This is a genomic window from Xanthomonas sp. F1 (genome assembly GCF_014199855.1).
Genome location: NZ_JACHOK010000008.1, coordinates 139,569 through 166,399 on the forward strand (window position 1 = coordinate 139,569; position 26,831 = coordinate 166,399).

Here is a 26,831-nt window from a genome sequence, read left to right on the forward strand (position 1 = left end):
AGGGCGGGCGTTGTCGGATTTACTTCTTGGCCTTGGCCGGCGGTTTGCCGCTGCCGCTGCCGCCACCGCCGGCGGTGGCCGGTTCGCCATGGCGCTTGGTCATCCACCACTGCTGCAACAGGCCCAGCGAGCCATTGGTGACCCAGTACAGCACCAGGCCGGACGGCACGAAGGCCATCATCACGCCGAACACCAGCGGCATGAACTGCATCATCTTGGCCTGCACCGGATCCATGCCCGGCGACGGCGTCAGCTTCTGCGTCAGCCACATCACCGCCACATTGATCACCGGCAGGATGAAATAGGGATCGCGCGCGGTCAGGTCCTGGATCCAGGCGAACCACGGCGCCTGGCGCAGTTCCACCGACTCCACCAGCACCCAGTACAGCGCGAAGAAGATCGGCATCTGGATCAGCACCGGCAGGCAGCCGCCCATCGGATTGATCTTCTCCTTCTTGTACAGCTCCATCATCGCCGTCTGGAACTTCTGCTTGTCGTCGCCGTAGCGCTCCTTGAGCTGCTGGATGCGCGGCTGGAACTTGCGCATCTTGGCCATGCTCTTGTACTGCGCGGCCGACAGCGGATACAGGATCAGCTTCAGCAGCACCACCAGGCCGACGATCGACCAGCCCCAGTTGCCGAGCAGGCTGTGCAGATGGCTGAGGATCCAGAACAGGCCCTGGCCGAGCAGCGCCATCACCGAGAAACGGCTGTAGTCGACCACGCGGTCGAGGCCGCGCACGTTCTCCTTGGTGATCTGGCTGACCAGCTTCGGGCCAACCCACAGCCGCGCCTCGGTGCTGGCGCTGGCGCCCGGCGCCACGGTGAAGCCCGGGCCGCGCGCTTCGATCACATGCCGCGGGCCGTCATTGGACAGCACGTACAACGCCTGCTGGTCGGCCTGCGGAATCCAGCCGGTGAAGAAGTGGTGCTGCAGCAGCGCGATCCAGCCACCGGAGATGGTCTGGTTGAGCGGGCCGTCGTCCAGATAGTCCTTGAACGCACGACGCTGGTAGCCATCGGCCGGGCTGAACCAGGTGGCGCCATTGAAGCTGAAGGAGTCCGGGTTGGTCATGCCACGGCTGACGATGGTCGGCACCCGGCTCAGCTTGCGGAACACGTAACCCTGCCACGGCTTGCTGCCGTGGTTGACGACTTCGTCGTGCACCTGCACGGCGTAGTGGCCGCGCTGCAGGGTGTAGACGCGCCGGATCGTCACGCCGTCCGGGCCGTTCCACACGAACGGCACCTGCAGGCTGTCCTGGCCCTTGGCCAGCACGTAGGCCTTGCCCGGCTCCTCGGGGCGGAAGCCGCCCGGACCCGGCGACGGCGAATTGTGCTCGCCGACCCAGCCGCTGGTGGCGGTATACGGATGCGCCGCGTCCTCGGTCAGCAGCTGCACCGGTGGGCTGCCGGGCTGCTTGCTCTGCGGGAACAGCAACAGGTCGGCGTCGAACACGCTGCGGCCGTCCAGGGTCAGGCGCAGCACGTCGGTGGTGACGGTGACCCGCGGCGCGGCGCTGGCCGCGGCGGTCTCGGGCGTGGTGCTGGCCGGCGTGGTACCGGGCACCGTGGCCTGGGGCACGGCCGGCACATGCGTGGCGCCGGCGTCGGCGTCCTGCGCCGGCGGCACCGTGGTCGCCGCCGCGACCGTCGCCGCGTTGGCGTTCGGCGCGTGTTCCTTGTTCCACTCCATCCACAACAGCGCCGCGACCATCAGCCAGGCGAAAATCAGGAAAAGGCGGGTCTGGTTCATCGGACAGGCAAGCTCGGCTCAGCCAGAAGCGGGTTCTGACGTGGAAGTGGGGGAAGAAGGACGATCGGGCGGCGGCATTGTGCCGTCCGCGGCCGGGGCCGGCAATGCGCCGGCGCGACGCAGCAAGCGCAGATAGGCCTGACGCAGCTGTTCGCCACTGGCCTGGGCGGCGGCACTGCGCGCCACCACCACGTAATCGCCGGGCGCCAGCCACGGCAGCAGCTGCCGCGTGGCGTCACGCAGCACCCGCTTGATGCGATTGCGCACGACCGCGCGCTTGTCGACCTTGCGCGACACGGCCAAGCCGAGCCGCGCCGGATGCGCCGCGCTGCGCCAGTGCAGGCTCATCAGCGGCTCGGAACAGCGGCGCGCGGCGTCGAACACGACGCGGTATTCCGCAGACGTGCGAACCCGCGCAGAGCGAGGAAATCGCCTACGCGGGTCGGGAAGATTCACGGTCCGGATTGCAGGCGCCGCCTGGGGCGGCGAAGCAATCAAGCGCTCAGGCGCTTGCGGCCCTTGGCGCGGCGACGGGCCAGGATCTTGCGGCCGTCGGCGGTGGCCATACGGGCACGGAAACCGTGGTCGCGCTTGCGCTTGAGGTTGCTGGGCTGGAAGGTGCGCTTGGTGGCCATCGGGGCGCTCTGATCTGAATGGGGCGGAAAGAACCGGAAATTCTATAGGACCCCTCACACCGCGGTCAACTCCCTGTCGCGACGGGAACGCGGGATGGCAACGCCACGCCTGTGGATGGATCTGTGAATAGCCGTGGGAAAACCATTCCCGACCCTGCGCGCCGGTGGTAGTCTGATCCATCCGCTTTCCTCTCCCACCGGCCGAATGCGCCGCGCCCGAGCGCGCCCTTCATGCCCGGTCTATCGACGAATTTAGATCTGATGGATGCTTGGCCCCGTTGCCTGGAACGTCTGGAAGCCGAATTTCCAGCCGAGGACGTTCACACTTGGTTGAAACCGCTGCAAGCCGAACAGCGCCATGACAACAGCATGGTGCTGTACGCCCCGAACGCCTTCATCGTCGAGCAGGTGCGCGAGCGCTACCTGCCGCGCATTCGCGAACTGCTGACCTACTTCGTCGGCAGCGGCGAGGTGCTGCTGCAGGTCGGGTCGCGCCCGCGGGCGCCAGAACCGGCGGCGGCCCCGCCCAGTGAGACCGCCGCCGCACGCACGCCGGCGCCGCCGTTGCTGGAGCCGTTCGCCGGCAACCTCGATTCGCACTACACCTTCGCCAACTTCGTCGAAGGCCGCAGCAACCAGCTCGGCCTGGCCGCGGCGGTGCAGGCCGCGCAGAAGCCTGGCGACCGTGCGCACAACCCGCTGCTGCTGTACGGCGGCACCGGCCTGGGCAAGACCCACCTGATGTTCGCCGCCGGCAACGCCATGCGCGAGCAGAATCCGAACGCGCGGGTGATGTACCTGCGCTCGGAACAGTTCTTCAGCGCGATGATCCGCGCGCTGCAGGACAAGACCATGGACCAGTTCAAGCGCCAGTTCCAGCAGGTGGACGCGCTGCTGATCGACGACATCCAGTTCTTCGCCGGCAAGGACCGCACCCAGGAAGAGTTCTTCCATACCTTCAACGCGCTGTTCGACGGCCGCCAGCAGATCATCCTGACCTGCGACCGCTACCCGCGCGAGGTCGAGGGGCTGGAGCCGCGGCTGAAGTCGCGCCTGGCCTGGGGCCTGTCGGTGGCGATCGATCCGCCCGATTTCGAGACCCGCGCGGCGATCGTGCTGGCCAAGGCGCGCGAGCGCGGCGCGGAGATCCCCGACGACGTGGCGTTCCTGATCGCCAAGAAGATGCGCTCGAACGTGCGCGACCTGGAAGGCGCGCTCAACACGCTGGCGGCGCGCGCCAACTTCACCGGCCGCGCGATCACCACCGAGTTCGCCCAGGAGACCCTGCGCGACCTGCTGCGGGCGCAACAGCAGGCGATCGGCATCCCCAACATCCAGAAGACCGTGGCCGACTACTACGGCCTGCAGATCAAGGATCTGCTGTCCAAGCGGCGCACACGCTCGCTGGCACGGCCGCGGCAGGTGGCGATGGCGCTGACCAAGGAACTGACCGAACACAGCCTGCCGGAGATCGGCGATGCGTTCGCCGGCCGCGACCACACCACCGTGCTGCACGCCTGCCGGCAGATCAAGCACCTGATGGAGACCGACGGCAAGCTGCGCGAGGATTGGGACAAGCTGATCCGCAAGCTCAGCGAGTAGTGCGACGGCCGGTGCGGAGGACGCCGGATAAATCGGTGCATGACTTCGCGACAAATCCGGGAGAAACTGTGGATAACGCGCGACGCGGCGGCGACGGCAAAACTATCCACAGGTTTCCCCACCAGTTCCGGGACAGTAGTACACGGGATTGAGGGCGGTAAAAATCTTTTGTTTTCAGTGGGTTGAGCTACATTTGCACCGAATTTCGCTCTACCATCACCACCAAGCTTTTGATTTATTCCACATCTTTTAAAGCATAGGGGCACGGAACCACATGCGTTTCACACTGCAGCGCGAAGCCTTCCTCAAGCCATTGGCGCAAGTCGTCAATGTGGTCGAACGCCGCCAGACCTTGCCGGTCCTGGCCAACTTCCTGGTGCAGGTGCAGGGCGGCCAGCTGTCGCTGACCGGCACCGATCTGGAAGTGGAAATGGTCTCGCGCATTGCGGTCGACGATGCCCAGGACGGAGAAACCACGATCCCGGCGCGCAAGCTGTTCGAGATCGTGCGTGCCCTGCCCGACGGCAGCAAGGTCACGGTCTCGCAGTCCGGCGACAAGATCACGGTGCAGGCCGGGCGCAGCCGTTTCACCCTGGCCACGTTGCCCGCCAACGACTTCCCGTCGGTCGACGAAGTGGAAGCTACCGAGCGCGTGGTGGTGCCGGAAGCCGCGTTGAAGGAGCTGATCGAGCGCACGGCGTTCGCGATGGCGCAGCAGGACGTGCGCTATTACCTCAACGGCCTGCTGTTCGACCTGCACAACCAGACCCTGCGCTGCGTGGCCACCGATGGCCATCGCCTGGCGCTGTGCGAGACCGAACTGGAGAATGCCGGCGGCGCCAAGCGCCAGATCATCGTGCCGCGCAAGGGCGTGACCGAACTGCAGCGCCTGCTGGAAGGCGGCGAGCGCGAAGTCGAGCTGGAAGTCGGCCGCGCACACGTGCGGGTCAAGCGCGACGATGTCACCTTCACCTCCAAGCTGATCGACGGCCGCTTCCCCGATTACGAAGCGGTGATACCGATTGGTGCGGACCGCGAGGTCAAGCTGGATCGCGAAACCCTGCGCGCGGCGCTGCAGCGTGCGGCGATCCTGTCCAACGAGAAGTACCGCGGCGTGCGCGTGGAAGTCTCGCCGGGCCAGCTGAAGATCAGCGCGCACAACCCGGAACAGGAAGAAGCGCAGGAAGAAGTGGAAGCCGACACCAAGGTCAGCGACCTGGCAATCGGCTTCAACGTCAACTACCTGCTCGACGCGCTGTCCGCGCTGCGCGAGGAGTTCGTGGTGATCCAGTTGCGCGACGCCAACTCGTCCGCCCTGGTCCGTGAAGCCAGCAGCGCCCGCTCGCGCCACGTGGTGATGCCGCTGCGTCTCTGACGTTCCGCTTCGTGTTCCACGTGGAACACGTGCGAAGAGCGACCCGGCCTCGTGCCGGGTTTTCTTTTTCTGGCTGGGCAGGACGCATCGAATTCGCCTGGTTTGGGTGGATTTCTGCCGGGCAACGACAAGAGGCCGAATCCATCGGCTGCGGGATGTCATCGACGGAACAACGCCGTGGGTGCAGCGCCACTGAGGCCGCCGGCAGGGACGCCAGCAATCGCTGGTTCCCGGTGAACTGGGAGACAGCGCGACGCCTGGCGTCTCTGCGCACTCTGCTGGCCTCCTGTTGCGCGCACTTCTTCTGGCCTTGCCCGTCGCGGCGTCCAGCGGAGAGGAGGCAGCGTGACCGGTCACGGCGTGGTGCTTCCCTGACGTGGCGTTTCACCAACCTCAGCCTGCCGTTTTGGGTATGCTGCCGCCCTCCCCCAGCCTTGATCTGCGTGCGCCCGATACGAGCGCCTTCGCCTCTGTCCCTGCATGCACGTCTCCCGCCTCGACTTCCACCATCTACGCCGGTTCGCGACGCTCGAACTGGCGCCTGCGCCCGGGCTGAATCTGATCACCGGCGACAACGGCGCCGGCAAGACCACCGTCCTCGAAGCGATGCACCTGATGGCCTACGGCCGCAGCTTCCGTGGTCGAGTGCGCGATGGTCTGGTCAGCCAGGGGCAGGAGGCGCTGGATGTCTTCGTCGAATGGCAGGAGCAGGCTGGCGATGCGGGCACGGCGCGACGTCGGCGCGCCGGACTGCGCCACAGTGGCCAGGAATGGCGTGGCCGCCTCGACGGTCAGGACGTCGCCCACCTCGGCACCTTGTGTGCGGCGCTGGCGGTGGTCACGTTCGAACCGGGCAGCCATCTGCTGGTCAGCGGTGGCGGCGAGCCCCGGCGCCGCTTCGTCGACTGGGGCTTGTTCCACGTGGAACCTGACTTCCTATCGCTGTGGCGGCGCTATGCGCGGGCACTCAAGCAGCGCAACGCCCTGCTGAAGAGCGGAGGCAGCGGCGCGGCGCTGGATGCCTGGGATCATGAGCTGGCCGAGTCCGGCGAGCCGCTGACCTCGCGTCGCCAGGACTATCTGGACCGGCTGCTGCAACGCCTGCTCGCCCTTGCCCCGCAATTGGCGCCGGCACTGGGGATCGTGCATCTGCAGTTCGCGCCTGGCTGGCGCCGGCAGGAGATTTCGCTGGCCGATGCACTGCTGCTCAACCGAGAGCGCGACCGGCAGCTGGGCTATACCTCGGCGGGGCCGCACCGGGCCGACTGGGGCCTGAGCTTCGCCGAAATCCCCGGCCGCGACGCCCTCTCCCGCGGCCAGGCCAAGCTCACCGCCCTGGCCTGCCTGTTGGCCCAGGCCGAGGACTATGCCGAGCAGCGCGGCGAGTGGCCGGTGATCGCCCTGGACGACCTCGCCTCGGAGCTGGACCGCCACCACCAGGCGCGGGTGCTGGAGCGCTTGCGTGCCGGCCCGGCGCAGGTCTTCGTCACCGCGACCGAAACCCCGCAAGCACTGGCAGATGCTGGCCTGCCGATTGCACGGTTCCACGTGGAACATGGTCGGATCCTGGCCGTTTCCTAGGCCACCGCGGGTCCGCTGGCCCGGGCTGCTATAATTTCTGCCAATCCCCTATCCCGCGGCGCGAACCGGCCCCCGCCTGTCTTCGCCGCCTCGTGGAGCCTACGGCACCCGCATGACCGACGAACAGAACACCCCGCCCAGCAACGGCAACTACGACGCCAACAGCATTACCGCCCTGGAAGGCCTGGAGGCGGTCCGCAAGCGGCCTGGCATGTACATCGGTGACGTCCATGACGGTACCGGCCTGCATCACATGGTGTTCGAAGTCGTCGACAACTCCATCGACGAAGCCCTGGCCGGGCATGCCGACCACGTCGCGGTGACCATCCATGCCGACGGCTCGGTGTCGGTGTCCGACAACGGTCGCGGCATCCCGGTCGGCAAGCACGCGCAGATGAGCGCCAAGCTCGGCCGCGAGGTTTCCGCCGCCGAGGTGGTGATGACCGTGCTGCATGCCGGCGGCAAGTTCGACGACAACAGCTACAAGGTGTCCGGCGGCCTGCATGGCGTGGGCGTCAGCGTGGTCAACGCGCTGTCGGAGAAGCTGCTGCTGGACGTGTTCCAGGGCGGCTTCCATTACCAGCAGGAATTCAGCAACGGTGCGGCGGTGGCTCCGCTGGCGAAGCTGGGCGAGACCACCCAGCGCGGCACCACCGTGCGCTTCTGGCCGTCGGTGGTGGCCTTCCACAACAACGTGGAGTACCACTACGACATCCTGGCCCGGCGCCTGCGCGAGCTGTCCTTCCTCAATTCCGGGGTCAAGATCGTGCTCGCCGACGAGCGCGGCGAGGGCCGCCGCGACGACTTCCACTACGAGGGCGGCATCCGCAGCTTCGTCGAGCACCTGGCGCAGCTGAAGACCCCGCTGCACCCGAACGTGATCTCGGTCACCGGCGAGCACAACGGCATCACCGTGGACGTGGCGCTGCAGTGGACCGACTCCTACCAGGAGACGATGTACTGCTTCACCAACAACATCCCGCAGAAGGACGGCGGCACCCACCTGGCCGGCTTCCGCGGCGCGCTGACCCGCGTGCTCAACACCTACATCGAGCAGAACGGCATCGCCAAGCAGGCCAAGATCAACCTGACCGGCGACGACATGCGCGAAGGCATGATCGCGGTGCTGTCGGTGAAGGTGCCGGATCCGAGCTTCTCCAGCCAGACCAAGGAAAAGCTGGTCAGCTCCGACGTGCGCCCGGCGGTGGAAAACGCCTTCGGCGCGCGCCTGGAGGAGTTCCTGCAGGAGAACCCCAACGAGGCCAAGGCCATCGCCGGCAAGATCGTCGATGCCGCCCGCGCCCGCGAGGCCGCGCGCAAGGCGCGTGACCTGACCCGTCGCAAGGGCGCGCTGGACATCGCCGGCCTGCCCGGCAAGCTGGCCGACTGCCAGGAAAAGGATCCGGCGCTGTCGGAGCTGTTCATCGTCGAGGGTGACTCGGCGGGCGGTTCGGCCAAGCAGGGCCGCAACCGCAAGAACCAGGCGGTGCTGCCGCTGCGCGGCAAGATCCTCAACGTCGAGCGCGCGCGCTTCGACCGCATGCTGTCCTCCGACCAGGTCGGCACGCTGATCACCGCCCTGGGCACCGGCATCGGCCGCGACGAGTACAACCCGGACAAGCTGCGCTACCACCGCATCATCATCATGACCGACGCCGACGTCGACGGCGCGCACATCCGCACCCTGCTGCTGACCTTCTTCTACCGGCAGATGCCGGAGCTGATCGAGCGCGGCTACGTCTACATCGGCCTGCCGCCGCTGTACCGGCTCAAGCAGGGCAAGCAGGAGCTGTACCTGAAGGACGACAACGCGCTCAACGCCTACCTGGCCAGCAGTGCGGTCGAAGGCGCGGCGCTGGTCCCGGCCAGCAACGAACCGCCGATCACCGGCGCGGCGCTGGAGAAACTGCTGCTGCTGTTCGCCAGCGCCAACGAGGCGGTGGCGCGCAATGCGCACCGCTACGACCCGGCGCTGCTGAGCGCGCTGATCGACCTGCCGCCGCTGGACGTGGCCCAGCTCGAGGCCGAGGGCGAGGCGCATCCGAGCCTGGACGCGCTGCAGGCGGTACTCAACCGCGGCAGCCTGGGCTCGGCGCGCTACAGCCTGCGCTTCCAGGCGTCCAACGCGCAGCGCCCGGCCACCCTGCTGGTGGAGCGCCGGCACATGGGCGAGGAAACCACCTACGTGGTGCCGATGGCGGTGTTCGAGAGCGGCGAGCTGCGGCCGCTGCGCGAGATCGCGCGGGAGTTGCATGGGTTGGTGCGCGAAGGCGCGCAGATCGTGCGCGGCAACAAGAGCCAGGCCATCACCAGCTTCGCCCAGGCCTACGCCTGGCTGTTCGAAGAGGCCAAGAAGGGCCGCCAGATCCAGCGCTTCAAGGGCCTGGGCGAAATGAACGCCGAGCAGCTGTGGGAGACCACGGTGAACCCCGACACGCGCCGCCTGCTGCAGGTGCGTATCGAGGACGCGGTCGCCGCCGACCAGATCTTCAGCACCTTGATGGGCGACGTGGTCGAACCGCGCCGCGACTTCATCGAGGAGAACGCGCTGAAGGTCGCCAACCTCGACATCTGACCGCGGCGGTTCCCGCCCCTGGCCTGCGCCGGGGCGGGCGTCCCGCTGTGCCTTCCGCCCGCTTCCGCTCAGGATCGCGATGACCGCACCGCCGTTGCCCGCCACCCCGTTGCCGTTGTCTTCCACACCGCCGGCCCGCCCGCGCCGGCCGATCCTCGGTTTCTTCCTCGACGTGCTGCTGGCGGCGGTGGTGCTGCTGGCGGTGAGCGTGCTGTGCGGCCTGGTCTGGGGTGTGCTCCGCGGCTTCCAGCTGGCGATGGAGCTGAAGGCGCAGGGCATCCCGGCAGAGCGGCTGGCATCCGTGGTCGCGCAGCAGGTCGGCCAGCCCGGCGCGCTGGCGCAGCTGTTGATCGCCCTGGTCAGTACCCTGTCCGCGGCGCTGTTGCTGTACTTCCTGCGGCGGCCGGCCAACGCCGCCGAGCGTCGCGCCTCGTGGCAGGCCGCGCGCGTGCCGTCGACCTGGGGCTGGGTGCTGCTGGTCGCGGCCGGGGTGTTCTTCGGCAGCGCGGCCATCTCCGCGCTGGCGGCGCAGTTCGGTATCAAGCCGGTGCCGACCAACCTGCCGCTGATGCAGGAGGCGATGGCGCAGATGCCGCTGTTCCTGGTCGTGTTCGCGGTGGTGATCGCCCCGGCCTACGAGGAACTGCTGTTCCGCCGCGTGCTGTTCGGGCGGCTGTGGGACGCGGGCCGGCCGCAGCTGGGCATGCTGCTGAGCGGCGCCGCCTTCGCCCTGGTGCATGAGGTGCCCGGGACCACCGGCAACAGCCTGGCCGCGACGGCGCAGCTGTGGCTGGTCTACGGCGGCATGGGCGCGGCGTTCGCCTGGCTGTACAAGCGCACCGGCACCTTGTGGGCGCCGATCGCCGCGCACGGACTCAACAACGCCCTCGCCGTCGCCGGCCTCTACTGGTTTGGCGCGACCTGAAGGTTTGTTTGACGAAATGTTAAGACGCGGCCCCCCACACTGCGATGCGTGTCAGGAGGGGGGACCGTATGAAGCAAGTGGTACTTGGCGCGTCGTTCGCGATGCTGCTGTCAGCGTGCGCGACGACGACATCGCCAACCGGGCGTACCCAGGTCGTGGGCGGCATCTCGCAACAACAACTCGACCAGATGGGCGCGCAGGCGTTCGCCGAAGCCAAGGCCAAGGAACAGCTGGATACCGATCCCAAGCGCAATGCCTATGTGCGCTGCGTGGTCAACACGCTGGTCGCACAGTTGCCCGCGCAATGGCGCGGCACCGGCTGGGAGACCGCACTGTTCAACGACAAGGAACCCAACGCCTTCGCCCTGCCCGGCGGCAAGGTCGGGGTCAACAGCGGCATCTTCAGCGTGGCCAAGAACCAGGACCAGCTCGCCGCCGTGCTCGGTCACGAGATCGGCCACGTCATCTCGCGTCACCACGAGGAACGCATCACCCGCCAGCTCGGCGCGCAGGCGGGACTGAGCGTGATCGGCGCGCTGGCTGGCGCGCGCTACGGCCAGGGTGCGGCCGACACCGTCGGCCAGGTTGGCGGCATGACCGCGCAGGCGGCTTTTTTATTGCCTGGCTCGCGCAAGCAGGAAACCGAGGCGGACATCGTCGGCCAGCGCCTGATGGCGCAGGCCGGGTTCGACCCGGCACAAGCGGTGGATCTGTGGAAGAACATGATGGCCGCCGGTGGCGATCGTCCGCCGCAATGGCTCTCCACCCACCCCGATCCAAGCGCCCGCATCGGCGAGCTGCAGCGCGACGTCGCCGCGCTCGAGCCGGTGTATGCGCAGGCGCGCAGTGCCGGCAGGACGCCCAAGTGCGGCTGAGTCGGCTGTCCTCCCCGCGCGTGTCACAGAAAACGCATCCAAAAACGTTTTCACGGCGTACAGGTTTCTGATAGGTTTGCTGGCTCGGCCGAGGAATGGCCGCTCCGTCTTCCGTGCCGCTCCGGGCGGTTTCCACCGAGGTGACCCATGAAATTCCGCATCCGCAAGCAAGCGTTGTTGTCCCTGGTGATCGCCGCCGCCCTCGGTGGCGCGGTGGTGACCGATGCCGCTGCGCAGAGCGATCGCACCGACCACCGTTCCTCGCGCAACGCGAAGAACGAAAAGGCCGCAGTGCTGTTCCCCAATGCCGAGCGCAAGGAACCGACCGGCAAGCCGTCGTCCAAGCTCGGCAGCAAGCTGCAGAAGCTGATCGATACCTACAACAAGGGCGAGGACTACGCGTCGGTGCGCGCCCAGGCCGATGAGATCCTGGCCAACAGCGGCGCCAACGAGTACGACAAGTCGGTCGCCGCGCAGCTGGCCGCGCAGGCCGCCTATAACCTCGACGACAGCAAGGCGGCGCAGGCCTACCTGAAGCAGGCGATCCAGTTCAACGGCCTGGACAACAACGGCCACTACCAGTCGATGCTGATGCTGGCGCAGTTGCAGCTGCAGGACGAGCAGACCGCCGAAGGCCTGGCCACGCTGGACAAGTTCCTCGCCGAAACCAAGTCGACCCGCCCGGAAGACCTGATCCTCAAGGGCCAGGCCCTGTACCAGGCGCAGCGCTACCAGGAAGCGATCCCGGCGCTGAAGCAGGCGATCGCCGCCTCGCCGGAGCCCAAGGACAGCTGGAACCAGCTGCTGATGGCGTCCTACGCCGAAGCCGGCCAGACCGGCGAGGCGGTCAAGGCCGCCGAGGCGCTGGCCGCCAAGTCGCCCAACGACAAGAAGGCCCAGCTCAATCTGGCCAGCATGTACATGCAGGCCGACCAGATGGACAAGGCCGCGGCGGTGATGGACAAGCTGCGTGCCGCCGGTCAGCTGACCGACGAGAAGGAATACAAGCAGCTGTACTCGATCTACGCCAACACCGATGGCCATGAGAAGGACGTCATCGCGGTCATCAACGAAGGCATGCAGAAGGGCATCCTGAAGCCGGACTACCAGACCTACCTGGCCCTGGCGCAGTCGTACTACTACACCGACCAGCTGCCGCAGGCGATCGAGAACTGGCAGAAGGCCGCGCCGCTGTCCAAGGACGGCGAAACCTATCTCAACCTGGCCAAGGTGCTGCATTCGGAAGGCCGCGTTGCCGAAGCCAAGCAGGCCGCGCAGCAGGCACTGGCCAAGGGCGTCAAAAAGCCGGAAGACGCCAAGAAGATCATCAACCTGAAGTAGCACGCAAAAAAAGCCCCCGACGACCAGTGCTGAAAGTAGTGCAGGTAACAGGGATTGGTATAAGCTTGGAGGTTCCTGCGGTGTCATCCCCGCGTGAACTTGGATTCCGCTCCACGGCGGAATCCGCCCCCCTTTAATCGAGTCATTGGCGCATGACGGAACAACTGGTCATCCATCGGCATTACGACAAAGATGACGCCTCCGGCCTCAGCTGGCCGCGCATCATCGGTATTGCCTTCGTAATCGCGCTGCACCTTGCAGCGCTGATGTTGCTGCTGATTCCGGCTGTTGCGCCCAAGGCGATGGCGGAGAAGGAACGCAACATCATGGTCACCCTGGTGGACGCACCGCCGCCGCCTCCCCCGCCGCCGCCGCCGCCGCCGAAGCCGCCGGAAACGCCGCCGCCGCCGGTGAAGAACCTGGCGCCGCCGAAGCCGACCCCGCTGCCGCCGCCGCCGGAAGCCCCGGTGATCGATGTGCCGGAGCCGCGCCCGAACGACGTAGCCACCCCGCCGTCGCCGCCTGCGCCGCCGGCCGCGCCCTCCGACATCAGCGCTAGCGTCGACATCTCGTCGAAGAACATGAACCCGCCGAAGTACCCGCCGGCTGCATTCCGGTCGGGCGCGCAGGGTGAGGTGATCCTGATCATCGACGTCGACGCCAGTGGTAACGTCACGAACGTTGCCGTCGAGAAATCCAGCCGCAACCGCGACCTGGACCGCGCCGCCATGGAAGCAGCGCGCAAGTGGCGGTTCAATGCCGCTGTCGTCAATGGACAGAAGACCGCAGGCCGCGTCCGCGTCCCGGTCAACTTCGCGCTGAACTGATACAAAGGTTGCGCGGACCGGCGCACCGCCGGTCCGCAAGCCCTGTCTACTCTTTGCACCACCCTCATCACCACCACACACAACAAAGGTAAGCGTCATGCTGCAGGAAATTTTCATCGCCGCTGCTGCGGGGGGCAACAACGCATCGAACGCCCTGTCGCAGATGGGCTTCGAGCACCTGATCACCGAAATGACCTCCAAGCCGGGTGACTTCGCCGTCTCCTGGGTGGTGCTCATCACCCTGATCATCATGTCCGCCTCGTCCTGGTACTGGACGATCATCAACATCTTCCGCGCCACCCGCCTGAAGAGCCAGGCCGACCGCGTCACCAGCCTGTTCTGGGACACCCCGAATGCCCAGGACGCCATCCGTGCGATGGAAGAGCAGCCGGCCTCCGAGCCGTTCTCGAAGATCGCCCTGGACGCCGCGCAGGCCGCTGCGCACCACCAGCGTGCCGAAGCCGGCACCGGCACCGGCCTGGGCGAGACCCTGAGCCGTTCGGAGTTCGTCGACCGCGCCCTGCGTCAGGCCGTGACCCGCGAAAGCACCAAGCTGCAGTCGGGCATGACCCTGCTGGCGACCGTCGGTGCGACCGCGCCGTTCGTCGGTCTGCTCGGTACCGTGTGGGGCATCTACGGCGCGCTGATCAAGATCGGTGCCACCGGCTCCGCCTCGATCGACGCCGTGGCCGGCCCGGTCGGTGAAGCGCTGATCATGACCGCGATCGGTCTGTTCGTCGCGATCCCGGCCGTGTTCGCCTTCAACTTCTTCAGCAAGGTCAACAGCTCGGTGATCGCCAAGTTCGACACCTTCGCTCACGACCTGCACGACTTCTTCGCCACCGGCTCGCGCGTTCGCTGATCCCGGCTAAGTCGTCCACGCAACGTTAACGGAGCCCGTTATGGCTTTCAGTAGTGGTAACAGCGGCGGCCCCATGGCCGACATCAACGTCACGCCCCTCGTGGACGTGATGCTGGTGCTGCTGATCATCTTCATCATCACGGCACCGCTGATGTCCCACAAGGTCAAGGTGGAACTGCCCCAAGCCAACTTGAAGCAGGATCCGGACAAGGACGACAAGCGTTCGAATCCGATCACGCTGGCGGTCAAGGAAGACGGGTCGCTGTACTGGAACGATGAGCCGATTTCCAAGGAAGCCCTGGAGTCGCGCTTCTCGACCGCTGCACAGCAGACCCCGCAGCCGCCGCTCAACCTGCGTGGCGACCGCACCACCAAGATGCGCACGATCAACGAGATCACCAAGATCGCGCAGAGTCAGGGCATGCTGGACGTCGGCTTCGTTGCGACCAAAGAGAAGGGGAACTGAGCCATGGCGTTCAGCTCAGGAGGCGGCCGTGGTCCCATGGCCGACATCAACGTCACGCCGCTGGTCGACGTGATGCTGGTGCTGTTGATCATCTTCATCGTGACCGCGCCGATCATGACGTATCCGATCGACGTGGATCTGCCGCAGCGGGTCATCAACCCGCCGCCGCAGTTGCGCGATCCGCCGCCGCCGATCGATCTGCGGATCGATGCGTCGAACCAGGTGTTCTGGAACAACAGCCCGGTGGCGGTGACTGCGCTTCCGCAGATGATGGAAAACGAAGTCCAGCGCGATCCGACCAACCAGCCGGAACTGCGCATCGATGCCAATCCGGATTCCGAGTACGAAGTGATGGCCAAGGTGCTGGCCGCCGCCAAGAACTCGGACATGAAGAAGATCGGCTTCGTGCAGCAATAAGCTTCACCGCAATTCGCTTTACCGCAACACCTCAGTCATGACGCGACTGCAAACGCCACCGGCAACGGTGGCGTTTTTTTATGCGCGTGGCGGGGTCCGACTGCCCTGCCCGTTCCGCCGGCGTCGGCTTGCGGCCGAGCGCGTCGCAAGGCGCGCCCCGCCTGCCGCGCTGGACGCGCTTCGCGCTCGTCTGCCTCTCGGCCCAAGCGGCCGAGAAGCGCACCGAGCGCCTCTACGCGCTGGGGCGTGCGCATGCTGGCGGTGGCCGAGTTCGTGCCCGGCCTGTCGATGGTGACCGTTCTCCGCCCGGGCCACGTCGCCCCTCGCCGCCCCTCGCACACCGCTGCGTTGCGGGTGTAGGCTGGGGTCGCGACACCACACCCACAGGAGGCTGGCCATGGCGTTCAGTACTGCAGGGAATCGGGGACCGCTGGCGGAGATCAATGTCACCCCGCTGGTCGATGTGATGCTGGTGCTGTTGATCATCTTCATCGTCACCGCGCCGATGCTGACGCGCACGATCACCATGGACCTGCCGCAGCGAACGTCGGCGCCGTCCACGCCTTTGCCGCCGCCCGACCCGATCCAGTTGCGTCTGGATGCCAGCGGCCAGTTGTTCTGGAACGCCACGCCGCTGCCCATGCGCGATCTGCAGCCGCGCCTGCAGGAGGCCATGGCGCAAGCCGCTGGCAATCCGCCGGAGCTGCGCATCGATGCCAGCCTGGATGCGGAATACGCGTCGATGGCCAAGGTGCTGGCGGCCGCGAAGAACGCCGACGTCCAGCGCATCGGCTTCGTGCAGGCGCACTAGCGAACGTTAGCGACCGTTGCCGTAACGCGCGTCAGCAGCGATGCTGGCGCGCGTGCGGTGGCGTGCTTGGCACGCTCTGGCCGCTTCCCTGCCGCACCTCGAAGCACGTGAATCGCGGACCTTGTGTGGCGATCGCCCTGTGCGGCCGCGCTCAGGGCAGCGAAGCCAGGGTCCGGCGGCTACCGGTTCGCCGCCAGCACCGCCAGATACGCCTTCACCGTGGCGTCGAGCCCGGCGTACAGCGCCTCGCCGATCAAGGCGTGGCCGATCGAGACCTCCAGCACCTGCGGCACGTTCGCCAGGAACGCGCCGAGATTGGCCTGGGCCAGGTCGTGGCCGGCGTTGACGCCCAGCCCGGCGGCCTGGGCACGGCGTGCGGCAGCGGCGAACGGCGCTGCCGCGTTGTTGCTGTCGCTCCGCTCCCATGCGGCGGCATAGGGGCCGGTGTACAGCTCGATGCGGTCCGCGCCCAGTTCGGCCGCCACCGCCAGGTCGGGGTTGTCGGCATCGACGAACAGGCTGACCCGGCAGCCCAGCGCCTTCAGCTCGGCGATCAGCGGTCGCAGGCGGTCGCTGTCGCGGCCGAAGTCGAAGCCATGGTCGGAGGTGAGTTGGCCGTCGCCGTCGGGCACCAGCGTGGCCTGCGCCGGGCGGGTCTGCGCGCACAGCGCGATCAACCCTGGATAGCCGGGCCGCGGCGGCGCGAACGGGTTGCCCTCGATGTTGAATTCGACGCCGCGCTCGCGGGTCAGCACGGACAGCGCCAGCACGTCCTCGGCATGGATGTGGCGCCGGTCCGGTCGCGGGTGCACGGTGATGCCGTGCGCGCCAGCGTCCAGACAGGCGCGCGCGGCCTCGAGCACGCTTGGCAGGTCGCCGCCGCGCGAATTGCGCAGCACCGCGATCTTGTTGACGTTGACGCTGAGCTTGGTCATCGCCGGCGTGCCGGTTACGGCGCCGCGGCGTCGTCGCTGGCGGCGGCCGCGGCGCGGCGCGCCTCGGCCTGCTCGCGCAGGCGGCGCAGTTCGGCCGGGTCGATCATCGGCATCGCGTCGCGCTGGCTGGCGTCGCCGATCTTGGCCACGTACCAGCCGCGCGCCCAGCCCAGCAGGAACGCCAGCGCGGCCAGCAGGCTCACCACCAGCAACCACATGTGCGGCGTCGTGAACGCCAGAACGAAAGCACCCAGCGCGAGCGGCAGAAAGAGCCAGTACATGACGATCTCCCCAAGGATGGCGCAGTGTAGCGCCGCCGGGCATGCAGGTTCCACGTGGTGCGCGGCCGGCGCAGGTCCGGCTGGCGGGGCGCCGCGACCAAGGGCACCTCCAATCACGACGCAAGCCCCACTGCAGGAGCGGCTTTAGTCGCGAGGGGCGTTACCGGGGACTTCCCGTCGCGGCCGAAGCCGCTCCCATGAGGGTGCCACGCTGTGTCCGGTTGAGCCATGGCAAAGCGCGTTGTCGGAGATGCTCTACAGCAGCGGCGAGGTCAGCCGCGCCACCGCCTCGGGCAGCCGGTAGCGCCACAGCGAGCGCTTGCGGTCGTCGCGCACGCGCACCGCGTCGGCCATCTCGCCTTCCAGCAATTCGGCCAGCTGCTTGGTCAGCCCGCGGTCGCGGAACAGCGTGGCGACCTCGAAATTGAGCCGGAAACTGCGATTGTCGAAGTTGGCGCTGCCGACCAGGCACAGGTCCTCGTCGGTGATCAGCGCCTTGGTGTGCAGCATGCGCGGGCCGTACTCGTAGATCCGCACGCCGGCCTGCAGCAGTTCGTCGAAGTACGAGCGCGCCGCCAGCGTCACCAGCCGCGAGTCGCTGCGCTTGGGCACCAGCAGGCGCACGTCCAGCCCGCCCAGCGCCGCCGAGGTCAGCGCCATGCGCGCGGCCTCGCCCGGCACGAAGTACGGCGTGACCAGCCACACCCGCCGTTGCGCCTCGTAGATCGATGCGACCTGCAGCCGATGGATGCTCTCCCACGACGAGTCCGGGCCCGACACCAGCACTTGCGCCTGGATGGTGCCGGCGTCGCGGCTGGGCATGTCGCTGGGCCAGATCCGCGCCATGTCGAAGGCGTCGCGGCCCTGCCGGGTGGCGTACAGCCAGTCCTCCACGAAGACCAACTGCAGGCTGCGCACCACGTGGCCCTCGCAGCGCAGGTGCAGGTCGCGGTAGGCGTCGGCGCGCAGCGCCTCGTTTTCCTCGTCGGTGACATTGATGCCACCGGTGAAGGCGATGCGGCCGTCGATCACCACGATCTTGCGGTGGGTACGCAGGTTGACCCAGGGCCGCTTGAACTTGAACGGCCGCAGCAATTGCGTGGGATGGAACCAGGCCACCTCGGCGCCGGCGTCCAGCAGCGGCCGCAGGAAGCGCTTGCGCACCTGCGAGGAGCCGACCGCATCCAGCAGCAGGCGCACCCGCACGCCGGCGCGGGCGCGCTCGACCAGCGCGTCGCGGATGCGCGTGCCGGTGCGGTCGGGATTGAAGATGTAGTACTCCAGGTGCACGTGATGCTGCGCGGCGCCGATGTCGCGCACGATCGCCTCGTAGGTGGCCGCGCCGTCGACCAGCCACTGCACCGCGGTGGCCGAGCTCGGCGCCAGGCCGGTGGTCGCCTGGGCGATCTTGGCCAGTTCCGTGCAGTCGGCGTCCGGCGGGCACACGCTGCTGTAGTGCTCCATGCCCGAGCGCGAGCGGCCGCGGCGCAGGCGCTGCCGCTTCACCTTCTGCGGGCCCAGCAGGTAATAGATGACGAAGCCCAGGTAGGGCAAGGCGGCCAGCGACAGCACCCAGCTCAGCGTCGCCGCCGGCTCGCGCTTCTGCAGCACGATCCAACTGCTCAGCCACAGGATGTACAGCAGGTAGGCGGCGGTGACGTAGGCGCCGATGTGCGGGATGCCGGTCAGCCGGTCCCAGGTGTTCTGCAGAGTCGCGATCACGAGCATCGGCGGATTCTAGAGGGTGGCGCGCGTGTTGCGGCGGAGGCGATGCCGGCCTGGCACTTTTGGCAGCCTGCCGGATCGCGCGTGGCTGCTGTCTGTCTTGCCGGCGGCCACCCTGCTCTGCGAACCGGCGCCGTACTGCGTGGGTATGCCACGTGTCCGCGGCAGCCGCATGACGCCAAGGCGTCGGCATTCGCATGCGCCGGCGACGACGTCCCGGTCCGGCCAAATGAGGCGTCGGCAAGCGCTGCGCGGCTGCGGCTGGGCCGCCGATGAGTGCTGTGCTGCCGGCACATCCGATGCGTCCACCAGGTGCGGTGGTGAGCATGTCGCCTGCGTCGGCCTGAAAGATTCAGCGCACCGGCGGGTAGCGTCGCATCCGCCGAGACGGCCGGCGCGTAGCCTATGCCGATGAGCATTGCCATCAAGGGCCGCGGCGCCGGCAGCCACCTGCCGGGCCGCTTCGAGCAGACCGTCAGCCAGGCCGAGGACGACGGCTGGCATCCCGACGACAGCGAGGAATTCGCCGCCCCGCGCCTGCGCACCCAGGTGAGCGAGGAGACCGCGCGCAGCATCATCAGTCGCAACCAGTCGCCGGACGTGGGCTTCGCGCAGTCGGTCAACCCGTACCGCGGCTGCGAGCACGGCTGCAGCTACTGCTTCGCCCGCCCCAGCCATGCCTATCTGAACCTGTCGCCGGGGCTGGACTTCGAGACGCGGCTGTTCGCCAAGACCAATGCGCCGGAGCTGCTGCGCCGCGAGCTGGCCAAGCCCGGCTACGTGCCCAGCCCGATCGCGCTGGGCATCAACACCGACGCCTACCAGCCGATCGAGCGCAAGCTGCAGCTGACCCGGCGCCTGATCGAGGTCTTCGCCGAGACCCGCCACCCGTTCTCGCTGATCACCAAGAACGCGCTGGTCGAGCGCGACCTGGACCTGCTGGCGCCGCTGGCCCGCGACAACCTGGTCAGCGTGCATTTCTCGGTGACGTCGCTGGATCCGCGGCTGTCGGCCAGGCTGGAGCCGCGCGCCTCGGCGCCGCACGCGCGGCTGCGGGCGATGCGCACCCTGCACGAGGCCGGGGTGCCGGTCGGAGTGATGGTGGCGCCGGTGATCCCGTGGATCAACGACCACGCGCTGGAAGCGGTGTTGGAAGCGGCCCGCGAATCCGGCGCCGAGTCCGCCGGCTACGTGCTGCTGCGCCTGCCGCACGAGGTGGCGCCGTTGTTCCGCGACTGGCTGCAGGCGCACCACCCCGACCGCGCCGCGCACGTGATGAGCACCGTGCAGCAACTGCGCGGCGGCAAGGACTACGACAGCACCTTCGGCAAGCGCATGCGCGGCGAAGGGGTCTATGCCGACTTGCTGGCACGGCGCTTCGCCCTGGCGCACAAGCGACTGGGTTACGCCGTGTTCTCGCGTCGGCAACTGGACTGCAGCCGCTTCATCAAACCGCTGCCGCCGCGACCGCCGTCGCCGCAGGGCGAGCTGTTTTGAGCGGGGATTGGCGATTCGGGATTGGGGATTCGCAAGAGCGGCGCGGCGCTGCGGCCCGACGCAGCCACTGCAATTCCGCTGCCAAGAAAGCAGCTTTTACGAATCCCCAATCCCGAATCCCCGCTTTTGACGAATCCCGAATCCCGAATCCCTATTCCCGGCCGTAAAGCGCCTGGGCCGACTGGAACAGGATCCAGCTCGTCGCGATGAACTTGTCGCCGCGCTGCGGGCGGTTGCCGCGGTGGGTGTGGGTGAAGGCGGTGGGGGCGATCAGTAGGCTGCCGGCGCGCGGGGCGATCTTGCGGCGCTGGAACAGGAACTCGGTCTCGCCTTCTTCGAAATCGTCGTTGAGGTACAGGGTCCACAGCAGGTGCCGGTGCAGGGTCTCGGCGCTCGGATCGCGTGGGTACAGTTCGCAGTGCCAGTACGGATAGCCGCCCTCGCCCGCTTCGTACCACTGCAGGTTGATCGCGCCCGGGCGCAGGCAGGTGCGCGCCAGGTTAGACAGCGCGGCGTCGTCGAGCAGGGTGAAGTCGTCGGCGCCGAGCCGATGCGGCTGGCCGTCGGCGCCCGGTACCTGCAGCATCAGCGGCGAGATCAGGGTCTGTGGGTACTTGCGCAGGTAGCCCAGCAGCCCGCCGAACACCGCCTGCTGCAGCCGCTGTTCCACGTCGCTCCAGGCCTCCAGGCCGCTGATGCGCAGGTCGCGGCTGCGCTTTAGCTCGGGAAACACGCCGCTGCCGACCTCGCCCGGCCGCAACTGGGTGCTGCCGCGCAGTCGGCGCAGGATGGCGGCGCAGTCCTCGCGGGACATGGCGCCCTCGAACACTTCGATGAAATCGGGATGCGTGTCGGACATCGCGCGACCTTACCAGTGATTCTCGGGCACCGCAGCTACGGACGGCGCCGGGACGCTGCCGGCCGCGGATGGCTCAGCCAGCCATGCGCTGCGACGACGCCTGGGCTGCCGCGGCGTCCGCTGGTGGGTGGCTTGGTGGCGGCGCATTGGAAGAGCACGCGGTGCCGGCGAACCTCAGCCCTTCCGGCGAGGGCATCTCGGCTCGGGCAGGCGGCTGGCGAGCCGCGGCCGCCGCAAGGTCATTCCGTGCGGTCGTCAGCGCTGCTGGCGCGTTTGCGCGCCTTGCGCCGTTGGTTGTCCGCACGCAGCGCCGCCTTGCAGTCCGCGCTGGTCGGCAGCGTGCTCCGGGTATCGACGGTGTAGAAACCGCCGCAGCCGGGATCGGAACAGCCGCACGGGGTGAAGCGTAGCGGATGCTGCGTCAGCCCAAGCCGCTTCTGTCGCGCGTTGGCGCACTCGCCGCGCTTGATGACGTCGATGATTGCGCTGCGCTGCAGGAACTTTCCAGCCACGCGTCTTTCCTCCGCCGGTGTGACCACGGCACCCGCCCTGCGGCGTGGGAAGCCGTGCGGCAGCGACTGGGGCCGTCATCCATGATAGACGATGGCGTTGTTCCCACCGCCGCCGCCGCGTCGCGGCGGTCGGCATCACGCCAGCGGCGGCGGGTAGGGATTGGCCTTGAGCAGGCGCGCCAGATGCGCGGCGTTGCTGGCGGCGGTCCTGATGGTGTCGGCCAGGACCTTCGGTGTCTGTTTCAGGTCCTGGTAGTCGGTGCTGCCCATCGCCTCGCCGACCCAGTACGGCGGGCTGCCGGCGGCGACACTGAAGCCGAAGTCCGTCAGCCCCTGGTACAGATCGGCGCTGACCTTGTGCGCGCCGTCTTCGTTGCCCACCACCGCGACCATGGCCACGCGGTTGAAGGTGGGATAGACGCCGTCGTCGCCGATTTCGCCGAGAAACGCATCCATGCGCTCCAGCACGCGCTGCGCATGGCTCGAGGGATGGCCGACCCAGATCGGTGTGGCCAGTACGAAGATGTCCGCGTCCAGCACGCGCTGGCGCAGCTGCGGCCAGGCGTCACCCTCGCCTTCGTCCGCGCTGACGCCAGGATGCACGTCGAAGTCGGCCACGCGCGCCGAATCGCCTTGCACGCCGTGCGCGGCCAATGCCTGCAACACCTGGTCGAGCAGCCGCTGGGTGGACGAGGGTGCAGTGCCGCGCTTGAGCGTGCAGTTCAGGCCGAAGGCGCGCAGGGACATGGTCCGACTCCATCAGGAAAACATCACTGTGGATCGGCCGCGATGGGTCTGGCGTCGCGACGTTGTGCAAGAGTCGTGAGCGCTGTGGCGCTGCGAACGCGCGCCGTGCGCGGCCCGCGTGGCGTCGAGATCGCCATGCGTCTACAGCCGCCAGGCACCTCCGTCGCCTATCGCGCATCGAACCGGTGCTGGGGCGTTAGCGGCTGCTAGGAACGTTTGGATGACGCAGGATTGCCGCGGATCGCGATGCCCAACAGGGCCAGCCACACCGCCAGCGCCAGCAGGGTCGGCAGCTCGAAGCGGCTGGAGTTGTACAGGGTGAAGCTCCTGGCGGCGAAGAACAGCAGCGTCCACAGTGCCAGGTTCACCAACACGATCCGCCGCCGCCAGCGGTGGCGGGTGAACAGGGCGATGACGGTAGGCATCAGCGCGACCGGTGCGGTGGCGAAGAAGAACAGCACGACGAGGGTCTGGTTCATGGGTTCCTCCCGCCCGGTACGACCAGGTGCACGCGACGACCGCCGGCGATCAACGCGCTCTGCTGTCGCCGGACGCCGCTACCCTACAGCAGCCAGGGCGTTAGGCAACCGACGGCGCGCCGCCAGCGGCGCACAGGAGCGGTGTCGCAGCGGACGGACTGTCGTGCGTCATGACGAGCGACGCTTCCAACGCCTCAGTGTGCCGCACTCGCTGGCCAGACCCGATCGACCAGGTCGCCGATTTCGATCGGCGACTGTTCGCCTTCCGCAGCACGCTGCCAGGCCGCTGGCGATGGACCTTGGCGCTGGGTCGGCGGTGCGTCCCACAGCGTGACGTTGAGCGCGAACACCACCACACCGCCCTTGCCCTCGAATGGCGGTACCCGCTCCAGTGCGGTGACCAGCGTGTTCGCCACCGCATCGGGCAGTGCAGGTGTCACATCCAGCCAGACCCGGGACCGGCCGCCGGGGCGGACGGCCACGGCGACGAAGCCGGCAGCAGGCCGGGGTGTGCCGACCTGCGCCAGTTCGCGCGACGCCGCAGCATCCAGCGCCTTGACATACGCCGCCAGCGCCTCGATGTTCCCGGCCCGATCGCGTATCACCGCTTCGGGTTGCAGCAGCATCAGGTTCTGCATGCGAAAGGGTTCGGCAGCCGCCAACACGCCGCTCCACATCATCGTCACCAGCATCAGGCACCAGCGCATCGGAACCTCCTTGTTCGTCTCGGGTGCTTGCATCCTGCCGCCTCGCCGCGCGCTCGGCCACAGGCGCAGCGAGCATGCGATCAGTACAGCAGATCGACGTAGTGGATCTTTTTCGCACCGAAGCCGCCACAGCCCTCGCTGGTCGTGTACTGCAGCACGACCTGGGTCCTGGACGTGGCGGCGGACAGGATGGCCGAATACTTCTCCTTGGCGATGGCATCCGAGGAAAAATCGATCACCCAGCGCCCGTCCGAGGCGCATTCGTTGCTGGTCGGCTGGTTCTCCAGCCAGACCGAGGCGTAGTTGGATTCGACCACGACGCGGGTGATCTTCCCTTGTTGCGTCGTGTCGGCACACGCGACACCCGAGACGAGCAGCAGCAATAGCCCGACGGCACGTTTCATTGCAGTTTCCCCTGTTTGAGTTCTTTACCGGCTTCGGCATTACCGCGACAGCGCACGCCCCGAACCGGGACGCCGCCCCAGGACGATCTCGCCGAATCGCAATGCGCCGCTGTAGCGGCCTTAGCGGCCCCCCTGCACCTGCCGCGACCATGTCGGCGAAGCGGCACCGACTATACGGCAGCGCTGGCGACAGCCGCCATCGTCCAGGGGCGCCCGGACGCGCGACTGCCGCGCCACCACGCTCAGCCGTGGCGGCTGTCGTGCTCCAGGTGATACCGCACGGCCTCGGCCACTTCGTTCTTCGAGCCCAGGAACACCGGCACGCGCTGGTGCAGTTGTTCCGGCTGCAGGCCGAGGATGCGCGCGCGGCCGGTGCTGGCGGCGCCGCCGGCCTGCTCCACCAGCATGCCCATCGGGTTGGCTTCGTACATCAGCCGCAGCTTGCCGGCCTTGCCGGGATCCTTCTTGTCCCACGGGTAGATGAAGATGCCGCCGCGGGTGAGGATGCGGTGCACGTCGGCGACCATGCTGGCGATCCAGCGCATGTTGAAGTTCTTGCCGCGCACGCCTTCGCTGCCGGCCAGCAGGTCGGCCACGTACTGCTGCATCGGCGCTTCCCAGTGCCGCTGGTTGGACATGTTGATCGCGAACTCGGCGGTGTCCTCGGGGATGCGCATGTCGGCCTGGGTCAGCAGGAAGCTGCCCTCCTCGCGCTCCAGGGTGAAGGCGTGGGTGCCGTGGCCCAGGGTCAGCACCAGCATCGTGCTGGGGCCGTAGATGCAGTAGCCGGCGGCGACCTGCGCGGTGCCCGGCTGCAGGAAATGCTCGTCGCCGGGCTTGTCGGTGCCCGGCGGCGCGCGCAGCACCGAGAAGATGGTGCCGACCGAGACGTTGACGTCGATGTTGGAGCTGCCGTCCAGCGGATCGAACAGCAGCAGGAAATCGCCGCTGGGGTACTTGTCGGGCACCGGCTGGCAGTGGTCCATCTCCTCGGAGGCGCAGGCGGCGAGGTGGCCGCCCCAGGCGTTGGCTTCGAGCAGGATGTCGTTGCTGAGCACGTCCAGCTTCTTCTGCGCTTCGCCCTGCACGTTGCCGGTGCCGGCATCGCCGAGCACGCCGCCCAGGGCGCCCTTGCTGACTGCGATGGAAATGCGCTTGCAGGCGCGGGACACGATCGTGATGAGCTGGCGCAGCTCCGGGCCGATACGCCCGGCATGCTGTTCTTCGATCAGAAAGCGGGTCAGCGACGTTCGCGACATGGGCAGGACGGCCTTGCGTGAGAAGGGGCCGCCATTGTCGCGGGTTGTGCCGCAGATTTCGATCAACGGTGTTCCGCGGGCGTGCGGTGCGCGCAGACGCAGCAGCCAAACAGGCGCAAAAAAAGCCGGAAGCGCTGGGCTTCCGGCTTTCTGACGCAACCGCGGGGCTCAGCCCTTGTGCACGGTCGCCACGGCCTGGGTCACGTAGTCCAGGTTGTTCTGGCTCAGCGCGGCTACGCAGATGCGGCCGGTACCGACCGCGTAGATGCCGAACTCCTCGCGCAGCCGGTCCACCTGCGCCTTGCTCAGGCCCGAGTACGAGAACATGCCGGCCTGCTGCTGGATGAAGCCGAACTCCGGCGCGCCCAGGGCGGCCAGCTTCTGCACCATGCCGGCGCGCAGGGCGTGGATGCGTTCGCGCATCTCGGTCAATTCCTGTTCCCACATCGTGCGCAGTTCCGGGCTGTTGAGCACCCCGGCGACCAGTGCGGCGCCGTGCGTGGACGGGCTGGAGTAGATGGTGCGGATGATGCGCTTGACCTGCGACTGCACCGCCTTGCTCTCGGCGGCGTTGGCCGAGACCACCGACAGCGCGCCGACGCGCTCGCCATACAGCGAGAACGACTTGGAGTAGGAACTGGCGACCACGTAGTTGTCGATGCCGACCTCGGCCAGCAGGCGCACCGCGTAGGCGTCGGCGTCGATGCCCTTGTCGAAGCCCTGGTAGGCGATGTCCACGAACGGGAACAGGTTGCGTTCCTTCAGCAGCTCGGCCACGGTGCGCCACTGCGCCTGGCTCAGGTCGGCGCCGGTCGGGTTGTGGCAGCAGGCGTGCAGCAGCACCACGCTGCCCGGCGCGAGCTGGCGCAGGTCGGCGAGCATGCCGTCGAAGTTCAGGCCGTGGCTGGCCGGGTCGAAGTAGGTGTACTCGACCACGTCGAAGCCGGCGGCGCCGAACACCGCGCGGTGGTTCTCCCAGCTCGGGTTGCTGATGGCGATGGTGGAGGTGGACAGCAGCTTCTTCAGCAGGTCCGCGCCCACGCGCAGCGCGCCGCTGCCGCCGATGGTCTGCGAGGTGGCGACGCGGCCGGCGGCCAGCAGCGGCGACTCGGCGCCGAACAGCAGCTTCTGCGTGGCCAGGTCGTAGGCGGGCAGGCCGTCGATCGGCAGGTAGCCGCGCGGTTTGGCGTCCTGGGCCAGCTGCTGCTCGATCTGCTGCACGGCGCGCAGCAGCGGGATGCGGCCGTTTTCGTCGTAGTAGATGCCCACGCCCAGGTTGACCTTGGTCGGGCGGGAGTCGGCGTTGTAGGCCTCGGTCAGGCCCAGGATCGGGTCGCCTGGGACCTGTTCCACGTTTGCAAAGAAGGACACGGCGGTA

At 67.7% G+C, this 26,831-nt stretch carries 27 protein-coding genes; 13 read left to right on the forward strand and 14 right to left on the reverse strand.

Translation table 11 applies throughout. From position 1 onward, the window contains the following. Positions 1–19 precede the first annotated feature (19 nt). From yidC to rpmH, 3 genes are read right to left on the reverse strand one after another with little or no spacing between them, the layout of a single operon-like run. Positions 20–1,756, reverse strand: coding sequence for a membrane protein insertase YidC (gene yidC / locus GGR71_RS16620; RefSeq protein WP_160960363.1), 1,737 nt, complete (start codon positions 1,754–1,756; stop codon positions 20–22). An 18-nt stretch (positions 1,757–1,774) separates the two neighbouring features. After that, a complete protein-coding gene (gene rnpA, locus GGR71_RS16625; protein ID WP_160960570.1) occupies positions 1,775–2,212 on the reverse strand; it encodes a ribonuclease P protein component in 438 nt (145 codons plus the stop codon). Positions 2,213–2,250: 38 nt separating this feature from the next. Then, a complete protein-coding gene (gene rpmH, locus GGR71_RS16630; RefSeq protein ID WP_003469983.1) occupies positions 2,251–2,391 on the reverse strand; it encodes a 50S ribosomal protein L34 in 141 nt (46 codons plus the stop codon). Between the two features lie 261 nt (positions 2,392–2,652). Between rpmH and dnaA the strand changes: the two genes are divergently transcribed. The 12 genes from dnaA (at position 2,653) to GGR71_RS16690 (ending at position 16,048) form a co-directional block, all read left to right on the forward strand. Further along, positions 2,653–3,993, forward strand: a complete 1,341-nt coding sequence (gene dnaA, locus GGR71_RS16635; RefSeq protein WP_160960360.1) for a chromosomal replication initiator protein DnaA — start codon at positions 2,653–2,655, stop codon at positions 3,991–3,993. 274 nt (positions 3,994–4,267) lie between these two features. Next, positions 4,268–5,368, forward strand: a complete 1,101-nt coding sequence (dnaN, locus tag GGR71_RS16640) for a DNA polymerase III subunit beta (protein ID WP_048491731.1) — start codon at positions 4,268–4,270, stop codon at positions 5,366–5,368. 480 nt (positions 5,369–5,848) lie between these two features. Continuing rightward, the gene (recF, locus tag GGR71_RS16645) at positions 5,849–6,949 is read left to right on the forward strand and encodes a DNA replication/repair protein RecF (protein WP_160960357.1); all 1,101 of its coding nucleotides are present in this window, start codon (positions 5,849–5,851) and stop codon (positions 6,947–6,949) included. A gap of 112 nt (positions 6,950–7,061) precedes the next feature. After that, positions 7,062–9,524 carry a DNA topoisomerase (ATP-hydrolyzing) subunit B gene (gene gyrB / locus GGR71_RS16650; RefSeq protein WP_048491733.1) on the forward strand — a complete coding sequence of 821 codons (2,463 nt, stop codon included), beginning with the start codon at positions 7,062–7,064 and terminating at the stop codon, positions 9,522–9,524. A 79-nt stretch (positions 9,525–9,603) separates the two neighbouring features. Then, positions 9,604–10,449 carry a CPBP family intramembrane glutamic endopeptidase gene (locus tag GGR71_RS16655; RefSeq protein ID WP_160960354.1) on the forward strand — a complete coding sequence of 282 codons (846 nt, stop codon included), beginning with the start codon at positions 9,604–9,606 and terminating at the stop codon, positions 10,447–10,449. A gap of 68 nt (positions 10,450–10,517) precedes the next feature. Further along, complete coding sequence (locus GGR71_RS16660; RefSeq protein ID WP_160960352.1) at positions 10,518–11,324, forward strand: M48 family metallopeptidase; 807 nt, start codon at positions 10,518–10,520, stop codon at positions 11,322–11,324. Positions 11,325–11,471: 147 nt separating this feature from the next. After that, positions 11,472–12,665, forward strand: coding sequence for a tetratricopeptide repeat protein (locus GGR71_RS16665; protein WP_048491736.1), 1,194 nt, complete (start codon positions 11,472–11,474; stop codon positions 12,663–12,665). 152 nt (positions 12,666–12,817) lie between these two features. After that, positions 12,818–13,492, forward strand: a complete 675-nt coding sequence (locus GGR71_RS16670) for an energy transducer TonB (RefSeq protein ID WP_184452147.1) — start codon at positions 12,818–12,820, stop codon at positions 13,490–13,492. 97 nt (positions 13,493–13,589) lie between these two features. Further along, complete coding sequence (exbB, locus tag GGR71_RS16675) at positions 13,590–14,354, forward strand: TonB-system energizer ExbB (RefSeq protein ID WP_010340667.1); 765 nt, start codon at positions 13,590–13,592, stop codon at positions 14,352–14,354. A 40-nt stretch (positions 14,355–14,394) separates the two neighbouring features. After that, positions 14,395–14,820 carry an ExbD/TolR family protein gene (locus GGR71_RS16680; protein WP_010340666.1) on the forward strand — a complete coding sequence of 142 codons (426 nt, stop codon included), beginning with the start codon at positions 14,395–14,397 and terminating at the stop codon, positions 14,818–14,820. Between the two features lie 3 nt (positions 14,821–14,823). Further along, positions 14,824–15,237, forward strand: a complete 414-nt coding sequence (locus tag GGR71_RS16685; protein ID WP_026143210.1) for an ExbD/TolR family protein — start codon at positions 14,824–14,826, stop codon at positions 15,235–15,237. A 397-nt stretch (positions 15,238–15,634) separates the two neighbouring features. Beyond that, the gene (locus tag GGR71_RS16690) at positions 15,635–16,048 is read left to right on the forward strand and encodes an ExbD/TolR family protein (protein WP_160963701.1); all 414 of its coding nucleotides are present in this window, start codon (positions 15,635–15,637) and stop codon (positions 16,046–16,048) included. Between the two features lie 179 nt (positions 16,049–16,227). Here GGR71_RS16690 and GGR71_RS16695 read toward each other — a convergent pair whose 3' ends face one another. The 3 genes from GGR71_RS16695 to cls all read right to left on the reverse strand — a co-directional run bounded on the left by GGR71_RS16695 (position 16,228) and on the right by cls (position 18,992). Beyond that, complete coding sequence (locus tag GGR71_RS16695; protein WP_160963699.1) at positions 16,228–16,983, reverse strand: pyridoxine 5'-phosphate synthase; 756 nt, start codon at positions 16,981–16,983, stop codon at positions 16,228–16,230. A 14-nt stretch (positions 16,984–16,997) separates the two neighbouring features. Next, positions 16,998–17,264: a hypothetical protein gene (locus GGR71_RS16700; RefSeq protein ID WP_048491179.1), complete on the reverse strand. Its 267-nt coding sequence runs from the start codon at positions 17,262–17,264 to the stop codon at positions 16,998–17,000. 255 nt (positions 17,265–17,519) lie between these two features. Further along, complete coding sequence (gene cls / locus GGR71_RS16705; RefSeq protein ID WP_048491180.1) at positions 17,520–18,992, reverse strand: cardiolipin synthase; 1,473 nt, start codon at positions 18,990–18,992, stop codon at positions 17,520–17,522. Positions 18,993–19,400: 408 nt separating this feature from the next. On the opposite strand from cls, the gene GGR71_RS16710 reads away from it, so the two are divergent. After that, positions 19,401–20,486, forward strand: coding sequence for a PA0069 family radical SAM protein (locus GGR71_RS16710; protein ID WP_160963697.1), 1,086 nt, complete (start codon positions 19,401–19,403; stop codon positions 20,484–20,486). A 151-nt stretch (positions 20,487–20,637) separates the two neighbouring features. Here the strand turns inward: GGR71_RS16710 and GGR71_RS16715 are convergent, their stop codons facing one another. The 8 genes from GGR71_RS16715 to GGR71_RS16750 form a co-directional block, all read right to left on the reverse strand. Then, a complete protein-coding gene (locus GGR71_RS16715; protein ID WP_160963695.1) occupies positions 20,638–21,345 on the reverse strand; it encodes a 2OG-Fe(II) oxygenase in 708 nt (235 codons plus the stop codon). Positions 21,346–21,584: 239 nt separating this feature from the next. Continuing rightward, entirely contained in the window at positions 21,585–21,884 is a 300-nt protein-coding gene (locus GGR71_RS16720) for a hypothetical protein (RefSeq protein ID WP_160963693.1), read from the reverse strand. 108 nt (positions 21,885–21,992) lie between these two features. Further along, complete coding sequence (locus tag GGR71_RS16725; RefSeq protein ID WP_160963691.1) at positions 21,993–22,604, reverse strand: flavodoxin family protein; 612 nt, start codon at positions 22,602–22,604, stop codon at positions 21,993–21,995. A 206-nt stretch (positions 22,605–22,810) separates the two neighbouring features. After that, positions 22,811–23,083 carry a hypothetical protein gene (locus GGR71_RS16730; protein WP_160963689.1) on the reverse strand — a complete coding sequence of 91 codons (273 nt, stop codon included), beginning with the start codon at positions 23,081–23,083 and terminating at the stop codon, positions 22,811–22,813. A gap of 194 nt (positions 23,084–23,277) precedes the next feature. Beyond that, entirely contained in the window at positions 23,278–23,823 is a 546-nt protein-coding gene (locus GGR71_RS16735; RefSeq protein ID WP_237474655.1) for a hypothetical protein, read from the reverse strand. A gap of 47 nt (positions 23,824–23,870) precedes the next feature. After that, a complete protein-coding gene (locus GGR71_RS16740; RefSeq protein ID WP_160963687.1) occupies positions 23,871–24,194 on the reverse strand; it encodes a hypothetical protein in 324 nt (107 codons plus the stop codon). Positions 24,195–24,436: 242 nt separating this feature from the next. After that, positions 24,437–25,453 carry a class 1 fructose-bisphosphatase gene (locus tag GGR71_RS16745; protein WP_160963685.1) on the reverse strand — a complete coding sequence of 339 codons (1,017 nt, stop codon included), beginning with the start codon at positions 25,451–25,453 and terminating at the stop codon, positions 24,437–24,439. Between the two features lie 168 nt (positions 25,454–25,621). Continuing rightward, positions 25,622–26,824 (reverse strand): aromatic amino acid transaminase, encoded by a 1,203-nt coding sequence (locus GGR71_RS16750; protein WP_160963683.1) that lies wholly within the window; start codon positions 26,822–26,824, stop codon positions 25,622–25,624. Between the last annotated feature and the right edge of the window lie 7 nt (positions 26,825–26,831).

What these genes read in the sequence shown, in the direction of transcription:
- recF (WP_160960357.1), top strand. Translation starts at nt 5,849, where the DNA reads ATGCACGTCTCCCGCCTCGACTTCCACCATCTACGCCGGTTCGCGACG.
- GGR71_RS16680 (WP_010340666.1), top strand. Translation starts at nt 14,395, where the DNA reads ATGGCTTTCAGTAGTGGTAACAGCGGCGGCCCCATGGCCGACATCAAC.
- dnaN (WP_048491731.1), top strand. Translation starts at nt 4,268, where the DNA reads ATGCGTTTCACACTGCAGCGCGAAGCCTTCCTCAAGCCATTGGCGCAA.
- GGR71_RS16715 (WP_160963695.1), bottom strand. Translation starts at nt 21,345, where the DNA reads ATGTCCGACACGCATCCCGATTTCATCGAAGTGTTCGAGGGCGCCATG.
- cls (WP_048491180.1), bottom strand. Translation starts at nt 18,992, where the DNA reads ATGCTCGTGATCGCGACTCTGCAGAACACCTGGGACCGGCTGACCGGC.
- GGR71_RS16695 (WP_160963699.1), bottom strand. Translation starts at nt 16,983, where the DNA reads ATGACCAAGCTCAGCGTCAACGTCAACAAGATCGCGGTGCTGCGCAAT.
- GGR71_RS16740 (WP_160963687.1), bottom strand. Translation starts at nt 24,194, where the DNA reads ATGAAACGTGCCGTCGGGCTATTGCTGCTGCTCGTCTCGGGTGTCGCG.
- yidC (WP_160960363.1), bottom strand. Translation starts at nt 1,756, where the DNA reads ATGAACCAGACCCGCCTTTTCCTGATTTTCGCCTGGCTGATGGTCGCG.
- GGR71_RS16690 (WP_160963701.1), top strand. Translation starts at nt 15,635, where the DNA reads ATGGCGTTCAGTACTGCAGGGAATCGGGGACCGCTGGCGGAGATCAAT.
- rpmH (WP_003469983.1), bottom strand. Translation starts at nt 2,391, where the DNA reads ATGGCCACCAAGCGCACCTTCCAGCCCAGCAACCTCAAGCGCAAGCGC.
- GGR71_RS16730 (WP_160963689.1), bottom strand. Translation starts at nt 23,083, where the DNA reads ATGAACCAGACCCTCGTCGTGCTGTTCTTCTTCGCCACCGCACCGGTC.
- GGR71_RS16700 (WP_048491179.1), bottom strand. Translation starts at nt 17,264, where the DNA reads ATGTACTGGCTCTTTCTGCCGCTCGCGCTGGGTGCTTTCGTTCTGGCG.
- exbB (WP_010340667.1), top strand. Translation starts at nt 13,590, where the DNA reads ATGCTGCAGGAAATTTTCATCGCCGCTGCTGCGGGGGGCAACAACGCA.
- GGR71_RS16670 (WP_184452147.1), top strand. Translation starts at nt 12,818, where the DNA reads ATGACGGAACAACTGGTCATCCATCGGCATTACGACAAAGATGACGCC.
- GGR71_RS16710 (WP_160963697.1), top strand. Translation starts at nt 19,401, where the DNA reads ATGAGCATTGCCATCAAGGGCCGCGGCGCCGGCAGCCACCTGCCGGGC.
- dnaA (WP_160960360.1), top strand. Translation starts at nt 2,653, where the DNA reads ATGGATGCTTGGCCCCGTTGCCTGGAACGTCTGGAAGCCGAATTTCCA.
- GGR71_RS16745 (WP_160963685.1), bottom strand. Translation starts at nt 25,453, where the DNA reads ATGTCGCGAACGTCGCTGACCCGCTTTCTGATCGAAGAACAGCATGCC.
- GGR71_RS16655 (WP_160960354.1), top strand. Translation starts at nt 9,604, where the DNA reads ATGACCGCACCGCCGTTGCCCGCCACCCCGTTGCCGTTGTCTTCCACA.
- GGR71_RS16665 (WP_048491736.1), top strand. Translation starts at nt 11,472, where the DNA reads ATGAAATTCCGCATCCGCAAGCAAGCGTTGTTGTCCCTGGTGATCGCC.
- GGR71_RS16735 (WP_237474655.1), bottom strand. Translation starts at nt 23,823, where the DNA reads ATGCAAGCACCCGAGACGAACAAGGAGGTTCCGATGCGCTGGTGCCTG.
- GGR71_RS16685 (WP_026143210.1), top strand. Translation starts at nt 14,824, where the DNA reads ATGGCGTTCAGCTCAGGAGGCGGCCGTGGTCCCATGGCCGACATCAAC.
- gyrB (WP_048491733.1), top strand. Translation starts at nt 7,062, where the DNA reads ATGACCGACGAACAGAACACCCCGCCCAGCAACGGCAACTACGACGCC.
- GGR71_RS16725 (WP_160963691.1), bottom strand. Translation starts at nt 22,604, where the DNA reads ATGTCCCTGCGCGCCTTCGGCCTGAACTGCACGCTCAAGCGCGGCACT.
- GGR71_RS16660 (WP_160960352.1), top strand. Translation starts at nt 10,518, where the DNA reads ATGAAGCAAGTGGTACTTGGCGCGTCGTTCGCGATGCTGCTGTCAGCG.